Raw genomic sequence first — 20,365 nt, 5'->3', positions numbered from 1 at the left:
CGCAAGCGGGAGGGGAGTGCGGCTCCGGGTAATTCCCGCTATGCTCGCGCAATGCCGCTGACACCTGCCGAAATTGCCGCCTCGCCCGATCACTTTCTCCATTCCTTCGAAGGAGCGGATGCCGTGATCGTGCCGATGGACCGGGCGGCCTATGCACGCTCGATCTTTCTTGATGCGCGGATTTCTCCGGCGCGAGACGGCGCGGCACGGGTCGGCGCGGCACGGCTGGCCGAGGTAGTGCCGCCACCGCGCACCACCGCGTGGATCTTTCATGTCGCGCATTGCGGCTCCACCCTGCTGGCGCGCGCGCTGGAGGCGATCTCGCCCGGCCTCGTGCTGCGTGAACCGATGGCGCTGCGCCAGCTGGCCTTTGCGCCGGATGCGGCGCGGCTGGGGCTGGTGCTTGCCATGCTTTCCCGGCGTTATGGCGGGGACGAGCCGACGCTGATCAAGGCGAACGTCCCGGTCAATGCGCTGCTGCCAGCCATTGCCGCCGCCGATCCGGCTGCGCCCGCAGTCCTGCTCTACCTCGGCCTTGATGACTATGCGCTCGCGGTCCTGCGAAGTCCGCAGCATCGCGGCTGGGTGCGCGATATCGCGGCGCGGTTTGCGGGCGTGGCGCCAGGGGCGAACGATGCGGAGTGCCTCGCCGCGCTCTGGCTGTGGCAGATGCGCGCCTTTGCCGCCACGCTCGCCGCGCTGCCGCAGGCCTGCACGCTCGATGCCGAACGGTTCTATGCGGATCCCGCCACCACGCTTGCGGCGCTGGCTCCCCGGCTTGGCCGGCAGGCCGAACCGGCGCGGATTGCCGAAGTGGCGGGCGGGGCGCTTTTCAGCACGTATTCCAAGCGGCCCGGGCTCGCGTTCAGCAATGCGGCGCGGCTTGAACGGCGCGCGGCCTTGCAGCGCGAACTCGCGGGTGAACTGGCGCAAGTCCGCATGGCGGCGCAGCGCGCGGCGCCCGATCTGGCAGATCTTGAAGCACGTATGGGTGCCGCAGAGGTCTGACGAAACAAGTCGTCCTGCCAGTTGGGATACCGTCCGGGCTTGAGCCTCCCGCGCACTCAGCCTAGCCTCCCGCTTCGATTCAGGTACGCGGGGGCGTCATGAAAAAGGTATTGGGTGACGGCAGGTTGAGGCTGCGTGCCGCACGCGCGCTGTTCGCCATAACGGCGGCACTCGCGCCCGTTGCGGCATTGGCTGCCGATCCCCCCGCTGCTGCCGCACCTGCTCCCACACCCGCAGCCGCGCCAGCCACCGCAATGGCTCCGGCTGGCCTATCGGAGAAGATCCCGACCGCGATCCTTTCGGCGCTGCCGTTCCTCTCCTCCCCGCGCCTTTCGCCGGATGGCAAGCGGATCGCGGCCTATGTCACGATGAAAGGGCAGAAGCTGCTGGGCTTCTTTACGCCCGAGACCGGTGAGACGAAGCTCCTCAATCCTGGTGCCTCGCTCGATTTCAACTGGTTCCGCTGGGCCGGCAATGGCCGTGTACTGTTCAGCGTGGGCAAGACGGTCGACTGGGAAGGCGATGATGCCTGGCAGACGCGGCTGGTCGTCTACGATGTCGCGACAAGTGAACAGCGCTTTATCGGCGGCAAGACCGAAGGCCTGATCGGCGATGACGTGCTCTGGGTCGATCCCGAAGGCAAGTCGATCCTCCTCGCCTTCCAGCAGACCATCTACGACTACCCGAGCGTTTCCACGATCGATCTCGCCACGAACAAGGCAAAGCAGGTCGTGGCCCCGCGTGACGGGCTGTGGGACTGGTACGCCGATGACAAGGGCGTGGTGCGCGCGGGCTTCGTCTTCGGCGACAGCAGCTGGAAGATGATCTACCGCGCCAAGGACGGCGAGGGCTTCCGCACCGTGGTGCGCGCCGGCAACGATGATGACGAGGCCGGGTTCGATGCGTTCCGCATCTACCAGGGCAGCGACGATGGCTACCGGATCATGCTCAACGAGGCGACCGGACGCTACGCGCTGTGGCGCTTCAATTTCGCCACCCGCAAGCGCGGTGAGATGGTGTTCGAGGCGCCGGGAGTCGATATCGACGATTTCGATACGCAGTTCGATGGCGCCAATCTCTATGCCGCATGGTTCACCGATGATCGCCCGCGCGCGCACTGGTTCGATGCCGAACTTGCCAAAGTACAGGACGCTATCGACCAGGCCGTGACCGGCGCGGTGGGCGATCGCATGGCGACGATTGTCAGCTACTCGCGGGACCGCGCCCGCATGCTCGTGCACATCGGCGGTTCCAACGATCCGGGCCGCTACTATGTGTTCGATCAGGCCGCAGGGATCATGCAGCTCTTCGCGCAGGCCAACGAGAAGCTGAAGCCTTCGCAGCTAAGCCCGACGCGCTACACGTCCTACAAGACGCGCGACGGGCTCGCTGTTCCAGCCTACCTCACCCTGCCGAAAGGCCATGAGGCGAAGAACCTTCCGCTGGTCATCCTGCCGCACGGCGGGCCCTATGATGTGCGCGATGATGGCACCTTCGATGTCGACGTTCAGTTCCTCGCCAACCGGGGGTATGCGGTGCTGCAGCCCGAATTTCGCGGCTCGGGCGGCTATGGCAAGGCGTTCTACGAAAAGGGCGAGGGCCAGTGGGGCCGCGCCATGCAGGACGATCTCGACGACGGGATGGACTGGCTGGCAAAGCAGGGCACGATCGATCCCAAGCGGGTGTGCATCGTTGGCAGTTCCTATGGTGGCTACGCCGCGCTGTGGGGGGCGGTGCGCAATCCGGAGCGCTATCGCTGCGCGGCCAGCTTTGCGGGAATTTCAGACCTCAAGCGGCAGCTCAAGTACCAGATCACGTTCAAGATCTCGAAGCGGTACCGCAAGGATTGGCGCAAGACGGTGCAGGGCGACGAAACGTTCGACCTCACCACCGTCTCGCCGCTCTATGCGATCGACAAGCTCAAGGTGCCGCTGCTGATCGTGCACGGTGATGCGGACCAGCGCGTGCCCTACAAGCAATCGAAGCTCTACGCGGATGCGCTGGCGAAGGCGGGCAAATCCTATGAGTTCGTTACGATGAAGGGGGAAGGCCACGGGTTCTCGAGCGATGCCAACCAGCAGCTCTGGCTCGACAAGCTGGAGGCCTTCCTCGCGAAGTACAACCCGGCGTCCTGAGCACTCGCCAAGTCGGTGCGGATGGGGCAGGATGCCGTGCATGATCCGCGTTCTTCTCGCCGCCGCAATCGGCCTGGCCGCCGCCATGCCTGCCGCCACACCGGCCTTTGCCGAAACGCTCTATGTCCGGGCCGGGCACCTCGTTGATCCGGAAGCCGGTGTGGTGCTGGGCGCGCGGCTGCTGCGGGTGGAGGATGGCCGCGTGGCCGCGGTGCTGCCCGATGGCCCCGCACCGAAGGGCGCGAAGGTGGTTGATTGGTCGGCGTTCACCGTCCTGCCGGGCCTCATCGATTGTCACGTCCACCTGGCCGACACCGGGCAGACCGCCAACGTGGCGGAACCGCTGCTCCATTCGCCGATGGAGATCGCCTATATCGGCGCGCGCAATGCCCGCACCACGCTGATGGCGGGCTTCACCACGGTGCACGATGTCGGGTCCTTCCGCGCATTCGCCGATGTCGAACTGCGCGAGGCGATCAATCGCGGTGATGTGATTGGGCCGCGCATGCAGGCTGTCGGTGCCTATGTCACCGTGCCCGGCGGCGGGGGGGAAGTGACCGGCTTCTCGCCCGAGGTGCGCATTCCGGAGGATATGCGGGCCGGCGTGATCACCGATGCGGCTGACGCGCGGGCCAAGGTCAACTACTTGTTCCAGCACGGCGCGGACTCGATCAAGCTCATCGCCACCGGCGCAGTGCTGGCGAGCGGCACCGAGGCGGGCCAGCAGGAGCTGACCGAGGACGAGATGCGCGCAGCGGTCGAAGTTGCCGCAGCACGCAAGTCATGGGTCACCGCGCATGCCCACGGCGCGGCCGGGATCAAGGCCGCGATCCGCGCCGGGGTCCGCGCGATCGAACACGCCAGCCTGATCGATGATGAAGGCATCGCGCTCGCCAAGGCCAAGGGTGTCTGGCTCGACATGGATATCTACAACGGCGACTACATCGCCGATGTCGGGCGCAAGGAGCACTGGCCAGAGAACTACCTGCGCAAGAACGACGAGACGACCGAGGCGCAGCGCCTGGCCTTCCGCAAGGCAGTCAAGGCTGGCGTAAAGCTCTCGTTCGGCACCGACGCCGGGGTCTATCCGCACGGCGAGAACGCACGCCAGTTTGCCTATATGGTGCGCTACGGGATGACGCCGATGCAGGCGATCCAGTCTGCCACCACCAGTGCGGCGGAGCTGATGGGCTGGAGCAAGGACGTCGGCGCGCTTTCGGCCGGGCATTTAGCCGACATGATCGCAGTGCCGGGCGATCCCACCGCCGATATCACCGTGCTGGCCCGCGTCGCCCATGTGATGAAGGGCGGCGAGGTGGTGCGCTGAGCACTTTTGCTGGGGGCGCGCCCCCTCGCTTTGCCGTATCCTCGGTGCAGATGAAGACCGAAGGGAAGCCTGATGCATGACGTGATCATCCGTGGCGGCAAGATCGTCGATGGCTCTGGCGGCGCGCCGTTCATCGGTGACCTTGCGTTCAAGGACGGGGCTATCACCGAAATCGGCGCAACGATCTCCGGCACGGCGGCGCGCGAAATCGATGCCGAAGGCCATATCGTTACGCCCGGCTGGGTGGACATCCACACGCACTATGATGGCCAGGTCAGCTGGGATGATGAGCTCGCCCCCTCCTCGCACAATGGCGTTACGACGGTGGTGATGGGCAACTGCGGCGTGGGCTTCGCGCCGGTGCGCCCCGGGCAGGAGAAGGAACTGATCGAGCTGATGGAGGGGGTGGAGGACATCCCCGGCACCGCGCTCTACGAAGGGATCGAGTGGGGGCGCTGGGAGAGCTTCCCCGAATACATGGACTACATCGCCTCGCGCCAATACGCGATCGACGTGGGCGCGCAGATCGCGCACGGCGCCGTGCGCTACTACGCGATGGGCGAGCGCGGGCGGACCAACGAGGATGCGACGCCGGACGAAATCGAACGGATGGCCGATCTCGTCGAGGAAGCGGTTGCGGCGGGCGCAGTGGGCTTTTCCACTTCGCGCACCATCGGCCACCGTGCGTTGTGGGGCGAGCCGGTGCCGGGCACTTTCGCGCCGGAGGAAGAACTGCTCGCCATCGCCCGCCGCTTCAAGAAGCTTGGCAAAGGGGTGATCGAGGCGATTCCGGCGGGCACGGTCGGCAAGCTGGAGGCGCTTGGCGGGGAACGCAGCGAACCGCTGGCGGAGCTTGAGCTGTTCCGCCGCATCTCGGAGGAAAGCGGGCGGCCGCTGACCTTTACGCTGGTGGAAATCCGCGAGTACGCGCCGGACCTGTGGCGCCAGATGCTGGACCGCTGCCGTGAAGCCAACGAAGGCGGCGCGCATCTGTTTCCGCAGGTGCCCTCGCGGATCATCGGGTTCATCCACGGTCTCAGCAGCTATCACGCCTTCATGCGCCGGCCGACCTACCTCGAGAAGCTCGCGCATTTGCCGCTGGCCGAGCGGGTGCAGGCGATGCGTGATCCGGCCATTAAGGAGCAGATCCTTTCGGAGCGCGATGTGCCGCATGAGGCGCCGGGTTCGATGCAGAACGTTTACGGCCTGTTCCGCCGGGGCGCTGCGAGCCTCTATCCGCTGACCGAGCCGATCAATCTGGAGGCCGAAAAGTCCGCCTCGATCGGCGCGAGGGCGAAGGCCGAAGGGCGCGATGCGCTGGAGTATCTCTACGATGCGATGCTCGAGGACGAGGGCCGCAGCTTTCAGGCACTGACGCGCGATAACCAGCCCAAGAGCCTTGCCGTTCTGGAGGAGATGCTGCGCCATCCGGATACGGTGACCGGGCTCAGCGATGCGGGCGCGCATGTCACGCTGATCTGCGATGCGACGATGCCGACGACCCAGCTCAGCTACTGGACGCGCGACCGCAAGAGCGGCCCGGTGCTGCCGCTGGAATTCCTCGTCCACAAGCAGACCGCCCGCAATGCCGCGCTCTATGGCTTCAAGGATCGCGGGCTGCTGCAGCCGGGCAAGCGCGCGGACATCAACGTGATCGACTACGCGGGGCTGACCGTTTCCCCGCATGTGGCCCACCACGATCTGCCGGCGGGCGGGACGCGGCTGATGCAGCCGGTGAAGGGTTACAGGGCCACGTTCTGCAACGGCGTGCTGATCCGCGAGAACGATGCCGATACCGGCGCGCGGCCGGGGCGGCTGGTGCGCAGCTAGGCAGTCTTGGCGCGGGACAGGTTGACACGGTTGACACTGTCCTGAGCGAAAACTTTCAACCCCGGGGCAGCGCTTTCGTTATGCTGCTTCGGGGCAGGAATGGTTGATTCGAAGGGCATTTGGGGGTCATGCCGCAAGGCGGTGGCTGTAGGACAGCGCTTTATAAATAACAGACGCGTCTGTTATTTATAAATCCCGCTATCGTGGGCTTATCAGCCTTGAAGCGGTTCGATATCCTGACACACGAAATCGGTATTTCTGTATTGGCCGTTGCCCGTGTAGGATTCGATCCTGAAAATCCCCTGCCGCAGATCGAACAGATATCGCCCCAGATCGCCTGCAGCATACTGCAGGATGCGTCCGTCATTATCGAGCGCAAGATGGCGGTTCGGATACACTCTATAGCCCCGACTGGTCGTTGGCCGCGCATAAGGGCCGAATCCGCCGGTATCCTGATCCTGATAATCGTAGACGGCGATCACTGTGGCATCGCTTCCCCGCTCGATGCGGAAGGTCATGTTGTGGCCGACATTGCAGAAGCTTTTCCCGCAATTGGCATAGTCTTCCCCGCCATTGTGGCATCCCCACCACAAGGTATCGGCCGAGGCAGGAGATGCACTCAGCGCAAGCGCGATCAGACTGCAGCAGGCGATTTTCATTCTGATAACCTCGACAAGAAACAACGGTTGGGCGAGTGTAATGGCCGGCTGCGCACGATCGCAAGGGTTATGGATAGAAATTGCATCCAAACTGGCTCTTTATACTTCCCGACATTGTATGATTTTGATTTCTTTGTTTAGATATGGCCCACAAGGCAGAATCAAAATCTATTTGATGGCGGCAGTGCCATTTGTATAATTGGCCAGAACTTCCCAGCTCAAATCGCTTCTCTCAGGGGCGGCGGAGCATTCGTGGCAGATGTTCTCGCTGGGCGACTGGCGCGGTGCGAATTGAAATTTCGGGGGGTGATCTCCGGTGGCGGAGCGCACTTTCATGCGTTCGCTTAAGTCTAGTATACTTAACATCCTCTTAAGGAATGATAGTAACTTTGGATTTGTCGTAGATCATTCAGCATGGAACTATATTGCAATTGACACCTGAAGGGATTTCATGATCATCAAGTGAGCAATTGAATTGGGAGGGGGTGTCATGTTTCCGCAAAATTTCCCGAATGAATACTCCTGGCTCAAGAATATCGGCGTGTTGCCGAGGGTTCTGCAGGAAGCCATTCCGCTCTACGGCACTGCCGAAGTGATCGGGACCGGGAGCAGCAAGACTATTCTTTCATGGCGTGACACGCTGAATCAGAATGGGGTCAAGATTTCCGGCTATTCGGATGACGGCGTGCCCTGGTGCGGGCTTTTCGCCGCCTACGTTGCCTTCAAGGCTGGCAAGGCCGTGGTCGATGATCCGCTCTGGGCGCTCAACTGGGCCAAGTTCGGTGATCCGGTTGCGCGGCGCGGCAATGATGGCAAACTTTCCGGCGTGGATGGGCGCAAGCCGTCGCTGGGCGACGTGCTGGCCTACAAGCGGCCGGGCGGCGGGCATGTGAACTTCTACATCGGCGAGACGGCCACCCACTTTGTCGGGCTGGGCGGAAATCAGGGCGATCAGGTCAACATCAAGGCCATTCCGAAGGCGCAGTGCGTTGCGGTGCGGCGGCCGCTGATGACCAGCCCGCCTGCATCGATGAAGCCGATCCAGCTTGCCAGATCCGGTGAGATCGCGGGCAACCTCGCCTGACGGGAACCGGAGCGGTTTGCTCGCGCAGCGGAGCGGGTCATGTCTGTCATTCTGGGCTGCGCGATTGCCGCGCTTGTCGTCTATTGCCTGTACCGGTTCCGGGCGCCGACCGTGGGGGTTGCGTTTGACCGGAACGATCCGCGCCTGCTTGCCGCCAAGCGGCAGGCGCAGGCGGCCTTGCCGTCATTCTGGACGGCGCTTGAGGCGCTTAATCCGGATGATGATGACTTCGCGCTGAAGTTCAATTTGCTCCATGGCAGGGACAGCCCATACAACGAATCGATCTGGGCCGGCGATATCGTGCGGCGCGATGGGCGCATCTTCGGCAGGCTGCGCAATCGGCCGGTGAGCGAGGGGTTTGCCGAGGGAGACGAGGTCGAAATTCCGCCGGGTGCGATTGACGACTGGAGCTACTATCATGGCCGCGTGGCGCAGGGGCACTTCGTGACCCGGGTGATGATCGAGAGTGCGCCGACTCGCATCGCGCGGCAGCAGAAGAAGGCGCTGGGCTGGGATTGAGATTGCGAGGGCTGCGGCGATCTGGTCCGAGATCCCGACCGCGAGGGCCATGACGCGTTTTGTGTGCTTTGCAGGCGCTGGCCGGGTGGATACTTGAAGTGCTGCGTTCGATCCCGCACAGCAAATATCGGTCCGGATGCGATTTAACGATCCTATTGTAACCTAAAACTATTTGGAAGAATCAGCATTCATGGTGATAGATATTTAATATTGTCTCCGATTCGAAGCTCTGCATGCAGGAGGTTTTATGGCATTCTGGAGCGACTTGGGCAGCTTTAGCGGCGTAACCACCATGGATCTCGATCTGGATGGCGCGCTTGGCAACGCTCAGAATCGGCAAAGTGCTCACCGCGGGAAGCAGCAGATGGTTGCTGTGACGAACGGCATTCAGACAAGAATTTATACAAAGAACGAGGCGCCTGCGGGTGGTGTTCGAAGTGAGGCGACGGTCTATTGGCTGCCATGGTCTGGTGAGCCCGGCAAAGGCGAGATCACCGAAGCAACCTGGGAAGCGATCGAGAAAAGTGAAGCGCAGTATATCCTCACTTCCAAGTTTACGGGCTGCCGCCTTGTTGTCGATGATATCGGGGTAAGCCACGTTGCTTACGGCGCAGGCAATGCCGTTCCTGCAGCCACCACTTCCGCTGACCGTGATCGCGCCGAGGGTGCTTCAAGGTTGGCAAGAGGACATCGTCGAACCATGTCCTTTTCGGCGGGGGCAGCGGTCGTTTACGATATAAATGGCTATGCGATTGCCATTGGATATCGGGATGCAAGTCATAGATGGAAATTTCGCGTCTATCGCGTTGATGGTTTTGGGGCAAAGAGATGGGACTTGTTCTGACGACCGATGAGAGTTGTCAGAAAAACCAAGCGCAATGATGACGTGTTGAAGTTTCAACTGCTGGCGAAGGCTGCAACCCGCTTGTCCTCGCGACTGTAAGGCGCACGCCTCCTTCTCGCATTCCGAGCCGGGCCGCGCTTTACCTCAGCCCGCCTTGGCGCCCTTCACTAGGTGCACCGCGCCGACGATGACGCTGCCGAGCGCGAGCCCGATGAGGCCGCAGATAGCGACGTCTGCCAGCCAGGCGGCAGCGCCTTCGTGCAGGCCGACCCATTCGGCGGGGTGGGCGCCGGCGGAATGGACGATAATCTGCCCGCCGACCCACAGCATAGCGGCGGTGCCGATGGTGGCGAGCGCGGTGAGGACCTTGGGCATGGCTTGCACCAGAGCGCGGCCCAGCGCGCGGGTGGCCCCGTATCTGCGCCGGGCGAGATTGAGACCGATATCGTCCATCTTCACGATCAGGCCCACGACGCCGTAGACCATGGCCGTGATCGCGATGGCCACAAGTACCAGCGCGGCGGCGCGCAAGGGCAGTCCCTCGGCAGCGACTTCATTGAGCGCGATGACCATGATCTCACCCGAGAGGATGAAATCGGTGCGGATCGCGCCCTTGACCATGGTTTCCTCATGGCCGGGCTCGACGAGTTCCTCGGCCTCGGCGGCGAGGTCTTCCTTGTGGGTGAGGGCGTGGATCACCTTTTCCGCGCCTTCGAAGCAGAGAAACGCGCCGCCCGCCATCAGGATGGGGGTGATCGCCCAAGGCAGCAGCACCGAGAGCGCGAGGATGACCGGGGTGATCACGGCCAGCTTGTTGAACAGCGATCCGCGCGCGATGCGCCAGATGATCGGCAGTTCGCGGTCTGCGGTGAAGCCGGTGACATAACGCGGGGTGACGGCGGTATCATCGACCACAACGCCGGCGGACTTGACCGCCGCCTTGCCCGCCGCCGCGCCGACATCATCGAGCGAGGCGGCGGCGATCTTGGCGATTGTGGCGATGTCGTCGAGAAGGGCTGCTAGTCCGCCGGGCATGGAATTTCCTGTTTGTGCTTGGCGGCAGGGTAGCGGTCGGCCGGGGGCGAGGGCAAGCGGTGAAAAGGGGGCGAGGGCGGCCTAGCCCGCGCGCAGGAAGGCTACGATGCGATCGCGCCATACGCGGTAGCCGGCCTGGCTGGGGTGCAGGCTGTCGTTGAACAGTTCGCGGCGCTGGGTGCCAGTTTCGTCCACAAAGCCGGGGTAGAGATCGAGGTAGCGCATGTTGGCGCCCTGCCGCGCCATGGCGGCCAGCGCTGCATTGACCGGCTGGACGAGATCGCGGTTCTTGGCCAGATCGTCGGTGGGGAGCAGCGATTGCACCACGATCTGGGCGAACGGCTTGCGCTCGCGGATCCGGGCCACAGTTGCGGTGACGCCGCGCACGATGCTCTCCACCGCAGGCTTTTCGGCATCGAACGAATTGTTGATCCCAAGCAGCAGGAACACCCGGTCGGGCTGCAGGTCAGCGCGGTCGAGCCAGCCTTCGCCACCGGAGGACGCGGGCTGGAGGCGGTGGAGCACATGCTCGATCCGATCACCTGAGACGCCGAGATTGAGCGCGGTCCAGGCAGGGCTGGCACCGCCGAAGGTCTCATCCCACACTGCGCGCCCGCAGAACTTCCCGGGGAACCAGGGGTTGGCGTCGAGATGCCAGAAATCGGTGATGGAATCGCCGACGAAGACGAGGCGGATGGCCCTCAGGCTTTCGGGCGCGGCGACTTGGCGGGCGATATCGGCGGCGCGGACCTGCCAGTAATCGACCCGCGCTGCGGGGGTTTCGGAGACGAAGCGCTGCGGGCCTTGCGCAAGGGCGCCGCCGGGAAGGGAAAGCGCAAGGCTGGCTGCGATGCCAGCGGTCAGGATGGAACGGCGGTTCATCGGGCGGCTCTCCGGTGGTTTTGTGCAGCCTAGCTGACTGCCCGGCCTGCGCAATGCGATAGCGGCGGCCTTGCCATCGGGCGTGGCAGCGGTTTCTATGGGGGCCATGATCGACACTCCGCGCCTCACACGGCGGTCCGCACTGGCGCTGGGCGCCGCTTCCGCTGCCATTCTGGCGGAGGCGCGGGCTGCGCCGGTGGCTGCGGGGCCGATTACCGCGCTGCCCGCACACCGGCTGGCGGCGATGATCGCGGGGCGGGAGGTGTCGTCCGCCGAAGTGACCGGGGCTTTTCTGGACCGGATCGAACGGCTCAATCCCGCGGTGAACGCGATTATCGGCATGCCGGAGCGCGCCGGGCTGATGGCGCAGGCAGCGGCGGCGGATGCGGCGGTGAAGGCGGGCGGGCCGCTCGGCGCGCTGCACGGGCTGCCGCATGCGGTGAAGGATCTTTCGGCGGTGGCGGGGCTGCGCTGGACCATGGGTTCGCCGATCTTCCGCGATCAGGTGGCGAAGGCCGATGGGTTGATGGCGGAGCGGCTGCGGCTGGCGGGCGTGGTCTTTATCGGCAAGACCAATTCGCCCGAGTTCGGGCTTGGCAGCCATACCTACAATCCGGTGTGGGGGACGACGCGCAATCCCTGGGACCTGACGCGGTCCGCAGGCGGGAGCACCGGGGGCGGCGCAGTGGCGCTGGCGCTCGATCTGCTGCCGCTGGCCGATGGCAGCGATTATGGCGGATCGCTCCGCAATCCGGCGGGGTGGAACAGCGTGTTCGGCCTGAGGCCGAGCCTTGGGCGCGTGCCGGGGGACGGACCGGATGACTGGCTGACCTCGATGGGCGTCGCGGGGCCGATGGCGCGGTCTGTCGCCGATCTGGCGCTGCTGTTTTCGGTGCAGGCGGGATACGATGAGCGCAGGCCGATGATGCTGGAAGGCAGCGGCGAGCTATTCCGCAGCGTGCAGGGCGAGGGGATGAAGGGCAAGCGCATCGGCTGGGCGGGCGATCTGGGCGGCGCGGTGCCCTATGAGCCAGGGGTGCTGGAGACTTGCCGCAAGGCGCTCGCGCGGTTCGAGGCGATGGGCGCGGTGGTGGAGGATGCCGTGCCCGATTTCCCGGTGGAGCAGGCGTGGCAGGCCTTCGTGAAGCTGCGGCACTGGCAGCAGGGCGGCAATCTGCTGGCACTGTATCGCGATCCGGCGAAGCGCGCGCTGCTGAAGGAGGCGGCGGTGTGGGAAGTGGAGGGGGGCCTTGCGCTATCGGCCTTCGATGTGAACGCGTGGAGCACGGTGCGCAGCGGGTGGAGCCGGGCGGTGCACAAGCTGTTCCAGCGCTATGATTACTGGGTCATGCCGACTTCGCAGCTGTTCCCGTTTCCGGCGGAATGGGTTTACCCCAAGGCCATCGCCGGGCAGGAGATGCGGACCTATCACGAGTGGATGAAGGCGACCTGCCTCGTGACGCTTTCGGGCTGCCCGGTGGTGGCAGTGCCGGCGGGATTCGGCCCTCAGGGCCTGCCAATGGGGCTCCAGATCGTCGCGCCGGTGCATGAGGATGCGGCGTGTCTGGCGGCAGCGGCGGCGTGGGAGGCGGTGAGCGGCGACATCCTCTCGCGGAGGCCGCCGCTCGCCTGAGGGGGCCTAGATCCTCAGCTGACTCCCCAGTTCGACCACGCGGTTGGTGGGGAGCTTGAAGAAGTCCATCGCGCTTTCGGAAACCTTGAGCATCCACGCGAAGAGGCGTTCGCGCCACAGCGCCATGCCGGGGACTGCGCAGGAGGCGATGAGCTTCTGGCGGCTGAGGAAGTAGCTGGTGTGGAGCGGCTCGAAGGCAAGATCGGTGCCGGTGCAGGCATCGGCAAGGTCGCGCGGGATGTCCGGATCTTCCATGAAGCCGTAGTGGAGGATGGCCCGGTAGAAGCCGTGACCTTCGGCATGGAATTCCGCGCGGCGGGCGGAATTGACCTGCGGCACGTCTTCCACCTGCACGGTGAGCAGCACGACGCGTTCGTGAAGCACCTGATTGTGCTTGAGGTTGTGGAGGAGCGCAGCGGGCAGCGCTTCGGGCGAGGCGGAGAGGAACACTGCGGTGCCGCGCACGCGGTGGACCGTGGTGGCGACCGACTGGATGAAGACGGCGAGTGGCAGGCTGTCCTCCAGCATGCTGGCGCGCATCAGGCGGCGGCCGGTCGACCAGGTGGTTAGCACGGTGAAGATGATCAGGCCGACGAGGAGCGGGAACCACGCGCCCTCGAACAGCTTGGCGAGGCCCGAGGCGAGCAGCACCGAATCGACCGCGACGAACGTGACGAAGCCAAGCACGCCCTGCCAGCGCGGGGTGTGCCAGATGCGGAAGACGACGACATATTGCATCAAGGTGGTGATCAGCATGGTGCCGACCACGGCAAGGCCATAGGCGGGCAACATCGCGGCGGAGGCCTGGAAGCCGATGACGAGCACGGCAACCATGAACGCGAGCGCCCAGTTGATCGCGGGCACATAGATCTGGCCCTGCGCGTGCGAGGACGTGTGGAGGATGCGCAGACGCGGCAGGAAGCCGAGCTGGACGGCCTGCTGGGTGACCGAGAACGCGCCCGAGATGACCGCCTGGCTGGCGATGATCGTGGCGAGCGTGGCAATCACCAGCAGCGGGATGGTGAGCGAGGGCGGGACCATGTGGAAGAACGGATTGTCGATGAATTCGGGGTGCTGGATGAGCATCGCGGCCTGCCCCATGTAGTTGATCATGAGCGCCGGCACGCAGATCACGAGCCATGCCGTGGTGATCGGGATGCGGCCGAAATGGCCCATGTCCGCATAGAGCGCCTCGGTGCCGGTGATCGCGTAGACGATGGCGCCCAGCGAGAGGAAGGAGAACAGGGGGTGGGCCTGAAAGTAGCTGACCATGTAGAGCGGATTGAGCGCAGTGAGCACGGCAGGGTGCTGGGCGATATGGTAGCCGCCCATCGCTGCGATCACCGCGAAGTAGATCAGCATGATGGGGCCGAAAAGGCGGCCGACGTTCTCGGTACCGCGCCGCTGGATGGCAAAGAGGCCGGTGAGGATGGCGAGCGCGATCCACACGATCCACGGCTTGAACGCAGAGCTGACGACGCCGAGACCCTCGACCGCGGAGATGACCGAGATGGCGGGCGTGAGCATGGCATCGGCGAAGAACAACGCGGTGGCGAACAGCGCGCCGGTGAGCAGCCAGCGCTTGGGCGCCTTTTCGCCCAGTTGGCGGTGGATCAGCGCATAGAGCGCAAGGCTGCCGCCTTCACCCTTGTTGTCGCAGCGCATGACGATGAAGACATATTTGATCGTGACGACGAAGACGAAGAGCCAGAAGATCAGGCTGACGATTCCGTAAAGATCGGTGATCGATGTGGTCAGCCGGTAGCGCGGATCGAGCGTGGCTTGCAGCGCATAAAGCGGGCTGGTGCCGATATCGCCGAACACCACGCCGAGCGCACCGAGGGTGAGCGCGGCGCGGCTGGTGCCTCGGGGTGGATTATCGGAGTCGGATGAGGCCATCTGGACGGCCGGTTCTGGCTGTGTCATGCCGCTGCAAATGCGCCCGAGGGGCATTAAGTTTCCATGTGGATTACTGGCGAGCGGCAAGACCGGGGCACGACTTTGCGGCAAGCAGCGCGTAGTATGGCGCGATGAGCCCGCTGGCCACCCAACTCGTTGCGCCGCCGCGCCCGGGTCCCCGCCTGTCCTTGCTGGGGCTGGGTGTGCTGCTCGCGATGTTCGTGCTCGTCACGGGCATCGGGCTTGCCATGGTGGCGTACTGGGGGCGGGCACCGGTCGTGCTGCTCTACCTTCCGCCGGTGCTTGCAGCGGCCGCCTTTGCCGGGCGCTGGCAGGCTCTGATGGCGGCGGTGGCGGCGACGCTGGCCTACAATTTCTTCTTCACCGCGCCGACCTACACTCTGCTGATCCACGATCCGGGCGATCTGCTGACGGTGGCCATGCTGCTGATGGTGGGGCTGGTGACTAGCCATCTGGTGACCTCGCTGCGGGTGCAGGGCGAGCTGGCGGCTTTCCACGCGAGCCGCAACGCCACGATTGCCGGGTTCGCGCGGCGGCTGCTCTCCTGCGCCGACGAGGCCGCGATTGCCGCAGTGACGGCGGGCGAACTGGCGCGGATCCTCGATTGCCATGTCTGCGTGGTGGCGGGGCGGCCCGAGGCGCGACTGCTGGCGGGAGCGGACCGGCTGACCGAAGCGGACCTTGCCGTGGCCGAGCAGGCCTTGGGTAGCGGCGCGCCGACCGGTCGGCACATTGCCGGTGGCAGCCTGACCGACTGGCAGTTCCATCCGGTCCGTGCGGCGGACGATACTTTGGCCGCAGCGGGCCTTGCGCGCAGTGATGGCATGCCGCCGGTGGAAGGGGAGGCGCTATCGCTGCTGGGGAACCTGCTCGATCAGGTGGCGCTGGCGCTGGAGCGGGCGCGATTAGAAAGCGTGGGGCGCGAGAATGTGGTGCTGCGCGAACGCGATGACTTGCGCTCGGCGCTGCTCGGTTCGATCGGGAGCGATATCCGGCCGCGCCTGCACGGGATCGCTGCGGGCTTGCGCAAGCTGCAGCGCGCGGGCGAAGCGGATAGCGAGGTGCTGCACGAGATTGCGGGAGAGACCGCACGGCTCACCGGCTTCATCGACAATCTGGCCGATCTCGATCTGGCGCAGAATCAGGACCCGGTGGTTGTTGGCGAGGTTGCGATCGATCTCTACCGGCGGACAGTGATGCTGGGCGGCGAGGCGGTGCATCTGACACCCAAGGAATTCGCGGTCCTGGCCGAGCTGGCGCGCAATGCCGGGCGCGTGCTGACGCACCGCTACCTGCTGCGCGCGGTGTGGGGGCCGGCACATGAGGACCATGTCGATTACCTGCGCGTCGCGGTCAGCGCGCTGCGCAGGAAGCTTGGCGATCAGGTGATCCTCAACGAGCCGGCGGTGGGCTATCGCCTTGCCGTTCAGTCCGCCCAGTAGAGCCGCATCGGGTTGTCGATGAGGAGTTTGCGCTGCAATTCCTCGGTGGGCGCGATGCGCGGGATCATGTCGACAAGGTGGCCGTCGTCCGGGATCTCGGTATCCATGTTGGGATGCGGCCAATCGGTGCCCCATAGGCAGCGGTCGGGATAGTCTGCCAAGAGCGGGGCGACCGCATGTGCGAAGGCATCCCACGGATCGCCCGCGCCGCCTTCCTTGATGGCGTCCAAACGGTCAGGGCAGGTGGCCTTGAACCAGATATCCTCGCGGCTGTTCAGAAAGGCGCGGAAGGCCTTCATGTCTGCGCCATCAGGCCCTTGGCGCACATCGGGGCGGCCCATGTGGTCGATGACGAGGGGGACGCGGATCGCATCCATGAAGGGGCGCAGTTCCTCGAGAATATCGGCCTCGAAATAGATCACCACGTGCCAGCCTGCGGGCAGGCGCCGGGCGACTTCGAGGAACTTGTCCTTCGGAGCATCATCGACGAGGCGCTTGAGGAAATTGAAGCGGATGCCGCGAATGCCGCCTGCGTGGAGGGCGTGAAGCTCGACCTCCGAGATGGCAGGATCGACGACGGCGACGCCTCTTGCGCGGCCATTGGATTTCGCGATGGCATCGAGCGTGGCGGCGTTGTCCGTGCCGTGGCAGCTGGCCTGGACGATCACGTTCCTCTCGAAACCGAGGTGGTCGCGCAGGGCGAACAGCATGTCTGGCCCGGCGTCTTCGGGGAGGTACTTGGCCTTGGCGCTGAAGGGGAACTCAGCCATCGGGCCAAAGACGTGGCAGTGCGCATCGACTGCACCGGGGGGCGGGGTGTAGCGCGGCTTGCTGGGGCTTGCGTGCCAGCTGGTGATGCGATTGGTCATTGGTGTGCCTTCCTAAACCTCGTCATCCCCGCACAGGCGGGGATCCAGTGTTTCGTGCGCTGCGTCTGCCGCCCTGGCTTCCCGCCTTCGCGGGAATGACGAAGGTGGAGACAGAGTGATTGCGGCGGTGGGGCGCTCAGCCGAATACTACGCCGTCCATCAGTTTGCGCGCTGTGCGCAGGAGGGCGGCGGTGCGGACGGCGCCGGTCTCATCGGTTTCGAGGACGCAGCTCATTTCGCCGGTGGGGTGCTCGACCGAGAGGAGCTTGCGCGCGCCTTCGGGGATTTGCGCCACTTCGGCGGCGAGTGAGCCGGGGATGAGGCAGGCCGTCGCCACACTGACTGCGCCGAGGACGCCGATGGTGGCGTGGGCACGGTGCGGGATGAAACTGCGCACGGTGACTGCGCCGCCGTGCCGGGGCGGGGCGACGAGCATCATCTTGGGGACGGACTTGGCGGTGACATCGCCGAGGTTCATCATGGGGCCGACGATGAGGCGGATGGCTTCGATTTTCGCCTTGAGGTCTGCGGCGTTGTCGAGCCAGTCGCGGTCTTCGTAGCCGGTGATCCCGACAGCTTCCGCCTTCATCACGACGCAGGGCATGCCGTTGTCGATGAGGGTGACGGGGACGCCATTGATCACGTCGACCGCGTTGCCAGTCGGGAGGAGCGCGCCGCAGGAGGAACCGGCGGTATCGCGGAATTCGAGCGGGACCGGTGCGTGGCTGCCGGGGACGCCGTCGATTTTGGCGTCGCCGTTGTAGGTGACCTGCCCGCCGGGGGTGCAGACCGTGGCGACGGCGACTTGCCCGGTGTTTTCCATGTAGATCGAAGCGCGGGTTTCATCGCCGGTGGCCGCGACGAGGCCGCGTTCGATGGCAAAGGGGCCGATCCCGGCGAGGATATTGCCGCAGTTTTGCGCATCGGTGACGATGGCTTTGTCGACGAAGACCTGCAGGAACAGGTAATCGACGTCGATGCCTTCGCGGGTGGATTTCGAGACGACCGCAACCTTGCTGGTGAGCGGATCGGCGCCGCCCATGCCGTCGATCTGGACGGGGTCGGGGCTGCCCATCATTGCGAGGAGGAAGGCGTCGCGGGTCGCGGTGTCGGCGGGCAAGTCGTCCTTCAGGAAGTAGCCGCCCTTGGATGTGCCGCCGCGCATCCACATGCAGCGGATGCCCTCAGACATACTTGAGGCCTTCCTTTTCAAGGCGTTCACGCATCTTGTACATGTCGAGGCCGAGGACACCGGCAGCGAGCTTCTCGCGCTTTTCGCCCTCGTTGGCTTCGCGGGCCTGCGCGGCTTTGAGGACGGCTTCGGCATTGGCGCGGGGGACGATGCAGACGCCGTCGTCATCCGCCACGATCACATCGCCGGGGTTCACGAACTGGCCCGCGCAGACGACGGGGACGTTGACGCTGCCGAGCGTGTTCTTGACTGTGCCCTGCGCATAGATCGCCTTGGACCAGACGGGGAAGTTCATTTCGGTGAGATCACGCACATCGCGCACGCCGGCATCGATGACGAGGCCGCGGCAGCCGCGTGCGATGGCCGAGGTGGCGAGGAGATCGCCGAAGTAGCCATCTTCGCAGGGGCTGGTGGGGGCGAGGAGCATGATATCGCCGGCCTGAAGCTGCTCGATGGCGACATGGACCATCCAGTTGTCACCCGGGGGCGAACTGATCGTGACGGCGCTGCCGGCGATGCGCGCGCCGCGATAGATCGGGCGCATGTAGCTGGCGAGAAGGCCGGTGCGGCCCTGCGCTTCGTGGACGGTGGCGACACCGCAGGCGGCAAGGCCGTCGATCACCGCCGGATCGGCGCGTTCGATGTGCTGGACGACGATACCGGACATGCGCTGGCTCCCGCTGAAATGGTTCGGGCTTCCTTCGGCCCGGTCCGCGCGCGGGGCCAATGCAATGTTTGGCGCGGGGCATAAGGAAATGCTAAGGGAGTGTGGTGACTGAACCAGCCTACAATATCCGGCACTATGCCGCCTTTGCCGCGACAGTCCGGCATGGCAGCGTGACGCGTGCGGCGCGCAGCGTGAACCTGACACAGCCGGCGCTCACGCAGGCCATCGCGCGGCTGGAGGCGGAGCTGGGCTGCGCTTTGTTCGAGCGCGGTTCGGGCGGGATGACGCCGACGGAGCCGGCGCGGCTGCTGGCGCCGCGCGCGGAAGCGGCGATTGCGCAGATCGGCTCGCCAAGGGTGACGGGGACGCAAGTGCGGGCGTTTCTGGCCCTGGCGCGCAGCGGTTCCTATGCCGGGGCGGCAGAGGCGACGGGGCTTTCGGCGGCATCGCTCCACCGCGCGGTGGCCGATCTGGCCGTGGCGCTGGGGCAGCGGCTGGTGGACAGGCGCGGGCGTTCCATCTTGCTGACCCCGCAAGGTGAGCGGCGTGCGCGCGGGTTCGGTCTGGCGATGGCGGAACTGCGCAGTGGCCTCGCCGAAGTGGCGGCGTGGCAGGGCAAGGCGGCGGGGCGGATCGTGGTGGGGGCGATGCCGCTCAGCCGCGCGCGCTGGCTACCGGAGACGATCCTGCGGTTTCATGCGGCGCATCCGGGGGTGGGAATCGCGGTGGTGGAAGGAAGCCACGCGGAGCTGGCTGGGCCGCTGCGCGATGGCGAGATCGATCTGATGCTGGGCGCGCTGCGCGAGGCGGGTTTGCTGGAGGATCTGCAGCAGGAGCCGGTGTTTGAAGATCGCCCCCAACTGGTGATGCGCGCGGGCCATCCCTTGGTGGGCGAGGCGCAGCCGATGGGGCAGAGGTTGGCCGACTTCCCGTGGGTGCTGCCCGCGCGCGATACGCCGCTGCGCCAGTACTGGGAGGCGATGATGCGCAGCGCCGGGGCCGAGCCGCCGCCCGTTGAGATCGAGTGCGGATCGGTGTTGACGGTGAGACAATTGCTGCTGGGATCGGATGCGTTGACGCTGCTGAGTCCCGCGCAGTTGGCGGTGGAACTGGAGGCGGGGGTGCTGGCGGCTTTGCCGACGCCCGCGCCGGTGCTGCGCCGGATCGGAATCACCACGCGCGAGGATTGGCGGCCCACCGCACCGCAGGCAGCCTTCGTCGATCTGCTGCGTGCAGTCGCAGGCGGAGGTTTCGCATAATCTTATAGGCTCGCCAAGAATTGCATTTGTTTGGCCCGCCCGCGCGCCGCAGGAGGGCGC

At 65.2% G+C, this 20,365-nt stretch carries 17 protein-coding genes; 10 read left to right on the top strand and 7 right to left on the bottom strand.

The genetic code is table 11. The annotated features are described in order from the left end of the window. The first annotated feature begins 51 nt into the window (after positions 1-51). From Q0071_RS02195 to Q0071_RS02180, 4 genes are all read left to right on the top strand, one after another. Positions 52-1,008 (top strand): hypothetical protein, encoded by a 957-nt coding sequence (locus tag Q0071_RS02195; protein WP_298164827.1) that lies wholly within the window; start codon positions 52-54, stop codon positions 1,006-1,008. Positions 1,009-1,106: 98 nt separating this feature from the next. Next, on the top strand, positions 1,107-3,143 hold the full coding sequence (locus Q0071_RS02190; protein ID WP_298164825.1) for a S9 family peptidase: 2,037 nt from the start codon (positions 1,107-1,109) through the stop codon (positions 3,141-3,143). Positions 3,144-3,183: 40 nt separating this feature from the next. Beyond that, a complete protein-coding gene (locus tag Q0071_RS02185; RefSeq protein WP_298164823.1) occupies positions 3,184-4,470 on the top strand; it encodes an amidohydrolase family protein in 1,287 nt (428 codons plus the stop codon). A 72-nt stretch (positions 4,471-4,542) separates the two neighbouring features. Further along, complete coding sequence (locus Q0071_RS02180; protein ID WP_298164821.1) at positions 4,543-6,300, top strand: amidohydrolase family protein; 1,758 nt, start codon at positions 4,543-4,545, stop codon at positions 6,298-6,300. Positions 6,301-6,512: 212 nt separating this feature from the next. Here the strand turns inward: Q0071_RS02180 and Q0071_RS02175 are convergent, their stop codons facing one another. After that, entirely contained in the window at positions 6,513-7,049 is a 537-nt protein-coding gene (locus tag Q0071_RS02175; protein WP_298164819.1) for a hypothetical protein, read from the bottom strand. 400 nt (positions 7,050-7,449) lie between these two features. Between Q0071_RS02175 and Q0071_RS02170 the strand changes: the two genes are divergently transcribed. The 3 genes from Q0071_RS02170 to Q0071_RS02160 all read left to right on the top strand — a co-directional run bounded on the left by Q0071_RS02170 (position 7,450) and on the right by Q0071_RS02160 (position 9,406). Continuing rightward, positions 7,450-8,043, top strand: a complete 594-nt coding sequence (locus Q0071_RS02170; RefSeq protein ID WP_298164817.1) for a TIGR02594 family protein — start codon at positions 7,450-7,452, stop codon at positions 8,041-8,043. A 39-nt stretch (positions 8,044-8,082) separates the two neighbouring features. Beyond that, entirely contained in the window at positions 8,083-8,562 is a 480-nt protein-coding gene (locus Q0071_RS02165) for a DUF2314 domain-containing protein (RefSeq protein ID WP_298164814.1), read from the top strand. Between the two features lie 247 nt (positions 8,563-8,809). Continuing rightward, entirely contained in the window at positions 8,810-9,406 is a 597-nt protein-coding gene (locus tag Q0071_RS02160; protein WP_298164812.1) for a hypothetical protein, read from the top strand. 144 nt (positions 9,407-9,550) lie between these two features. Here Q0071_RS02160 and Q0071_RS02155 read toward each other — a convergent pair whose 3' ends face one another. Both Q0071_RS02155 and Q0071_RS02150 read right to left on the bottom strand, forming a co-directional pair. After that, positions 9,551-10,441 carry a DUF808 domain-containing protein gene (locus Q0071_RS02155; RefSeq protein ID WP_298164810.1) on the bottom strand — a complete coding sequence of 297 codons (891 nt, stop codon included), beginning with the start codon at positions 10,439-10,441 and terminating at the stop codon, positions 9,551-9,553. A gap of 81 nt (positions 10,442-10,522) precedes the next feature. Beyond that, complete coding sequence (locus Q0071_RS02150; protein WP_298164808.1) at positions 10,523-11,323, bottom strand: GDSL-type esterase/lipase family protein; 801 nt, start codon at positions 11,321-11,323, stop codon at positions 10,523-10,525. A 106-nt stretch (positions 11,324-11,429) separates the two neighbouring features. Between Q0071_RS02150 and Q0071_RS02145 the strand changes: the two genes are divergently transcribed. After that, positions 11,430-12,956, top strand: a complete 1,527-nt coding sequence (locus tag Q0071_RS02145) for an amidase (RefSeq protein ID WP_298164807.1) — start codon at positions 11,430-11,432, stop codon at positions 12,954-12,956. A gap of 6 nt (positions 12,957-12,962) precedes the next feature. Here Q0071_RS02145 and Q0071_RS02140 read toward each other — a convergent pair whose 3' ends face one another. Beyond that, positions 12,963-14,882, bottom strand: a complete 1,920-nt coding sequence (locus Q0071_RS02140; RefSeq protein ID WP_298164805.1) for a potassium transporter Kup — start codon at positions 14,880-14,882, stop codon at positions 12,963-12,965. 104 nt (positions 14,883-14,986) lie between these two features. Between Q0071_RS02140 and Q0071_RS02135 the strand changes: the two genes are divergently transcribed. Next, positions 14,987-16,318, top strand: coding sequence for a DUF4118 domain-containing protein (locus Q0071_RS02135; protein ID WP_298164803.1), 1,332 nt, complete (start codon positions 14,987-14,989; stop codon positions 16,316-16,318). Here the strand turns inward: Q0071_RS02135 and Q0071_RS02130 are convergent. The 3 genes from Q0071_RS02130 to ligK all read right to left on the bottom strand — a co-directional run bounded on the left by Q0071_RS02130 (position 16,303) and on the right by ligK (position 19,046). Next, complete coding sequence (locus tag Q0071_RS02130) at positions 16,303-17,187, bottom strand: amidohydrolase family protein (protein ID WP_298164801.1); 885 nt, start codon at positions 17,185-17,187, stop codon at positions 16,303-16,305. The genes Q0071_RS02135 and Q0071_RS02130 overlap by 16 nt on opposite strands. Before the next feature lie 136 nt (positions 17,188-17,323). After that, positions 17,324-18,379 (bottom strand): 4-oxalomesaconate tautomerase, encoded by a 1,056-nt coding sequence (locus Q0071_RS02125; protein WP_298164798.1) that lies wholly within the window; start codon positions 18,377-18,379, stop codon positions 17,324-17,326. After that, the gene (gene ligK / locus Q0071_RS02120; protein WP_298164796.1) at positions 18,372-19,046 is read right to left on the bottom strand and encodes a 4-carboxy-4-hydroxy-2-oxoadipate aldolase/oxaloacetate decarboxylase; all 675 of its coding nucleotides are present in this window, start codon (positions 19,044-19,046) and stop codon (positions 18,372-18,374) included. The genes Q0071_RS02125 and ligK overlap by 8 nt, the downstream gene beginning before the upstream one ends. A 104-nt stretch (positions 19,047-19,150) precedes the next feature. Here ligK and Q0071_RS02115 point away from each other — a divergent pair, with 104 nt between their 5' ends. Further along, positions 19,151-20,305, top strand: a complete 1,155-nt coding sequence (locus Q0071_RS02115) for a LysR family transcriptional regulator (protein WP_298164794.1) — start codon at positions 19,151-19,153, stop codon at positions 20,303-20,305. Positions 20,306-20,365: the final 60 nt, after the last annotated feature.

The organism is Novosphingobium sp., assembly GCF_027486195.1.
GTDB lineage: Bacteria > Pseudomonadota > Alphaproteobacteria > Sphingomonadales > Sphingomonadaceae > Novosphingobium.
This window is presented reverse-complemented; position numbering and strand designations above follow the sequence as displayed.

Bases quoted from the DNA above. Each gene is read 5' to 3' on its own strand.
- Q0071_RS02185 (WP_298164823.1), top strand. From the start codon at position 3,184: ATGATCCGCGTTCTTCTCGCCGCCGCAATCGGCCTGGCCGCCGCCATG.
- Q0071_RS02130 (WP_298164801.1), bottom strand. From the start codon at position 17,187: ATGACCAATCGCATCACCAGCTGGCACGCAAGCCCCAGCAAGCCGCGC.
- Q0071_RS02155 (WP_298164810.1), bottom strand. From the start codon at position 10,441: ATGCCCGGCGGACTAGCAGCCCTTCTCGACGACATCGCCACAATCGCC.
- Q0071_RS02170 (WP_298164817.1), top strand. From the start codon at position 7,450: ATGTTTCCGCAAAATTTCCCGAATGAATACTCCTGGCTCAAGAATATC.
- Q0071_RS02190 (WP_298164825.1), top strand. From the start codon at position 1,107: ATGAAAAAGGTATTGGGTGACGGCAGGTTGAGGCTGCGTGCCGCACGC.
- Q0071_RS02150 (WP_298164808.1), bottom strand. From the start codon at position 11,323: ATGAACCGCCGTTCCATCCTGACCGCTGGCATCGCAGCCAGCCTTGCG.
- Q0071_RS02160 (WP_298164812.1), top strand. From the start codon at position 8,810: ATGGCATTCTGGAGCGACTTGGGCAGCTTTAGCGGCGTAACCACCATG.
- Q0071_RS02195 (WP_298164827.1), top strand. From the start codon at position 52: ATGCCGCTGACACCTGCCGAAATTGCCGCCTCGCCCGATCACTTTCTC.
- Q0071_RS02125 (WP_298164798.1), bottom strand. From the start codon at position 18,379: ATGTCTGAGGGCATCCGCTGCATGTGGATGCGCGGCGGCACATCCAAG.
- Q0071_RS02140 (WP_298164805.1), bottom strand. From the start codon at position 14,882: ATGACACAGCCAGAACCGGCCGTCCAGATGGCCTCATCCGACTCCGAT.
- Q0071_RS02145 (WP_298164807.1), top strand. From the start codon at position 11,430: ATGATCGACACTCCGCGCCTCACACGGCGGTCCGCACTGGCGCTGGGC.
- Q0071_RS02180 (WP_298164821.1), top strand. From the start codon at position 4,543: ATGCATGACGTGATCATCCGTGGCGGCAAGATCGTCGATGGCTCTGGC.
- ligK (WP_298164796.1), bottom strand. From the start codon at position 19,046: ATGTCCGGTATCGTCGTCCAGCACATCGAACGCGCCGATCCGGCGGTG.
- Q0071_RS02165 (WP_298164814.1), top strand. From the start codon at position 8,083: ATGTCTGTCATTCTGGGCTGCGCGATTGCCGCGCTTGTCGTCTATTGC.
- Q0071_RS02135 (WP_298164803.1), top strand. From the start codon at position 14,987: ATGAGCCCGCTGGCCACCCAACTCGTTGCGCCGCCGCGCCCGGGTCCC.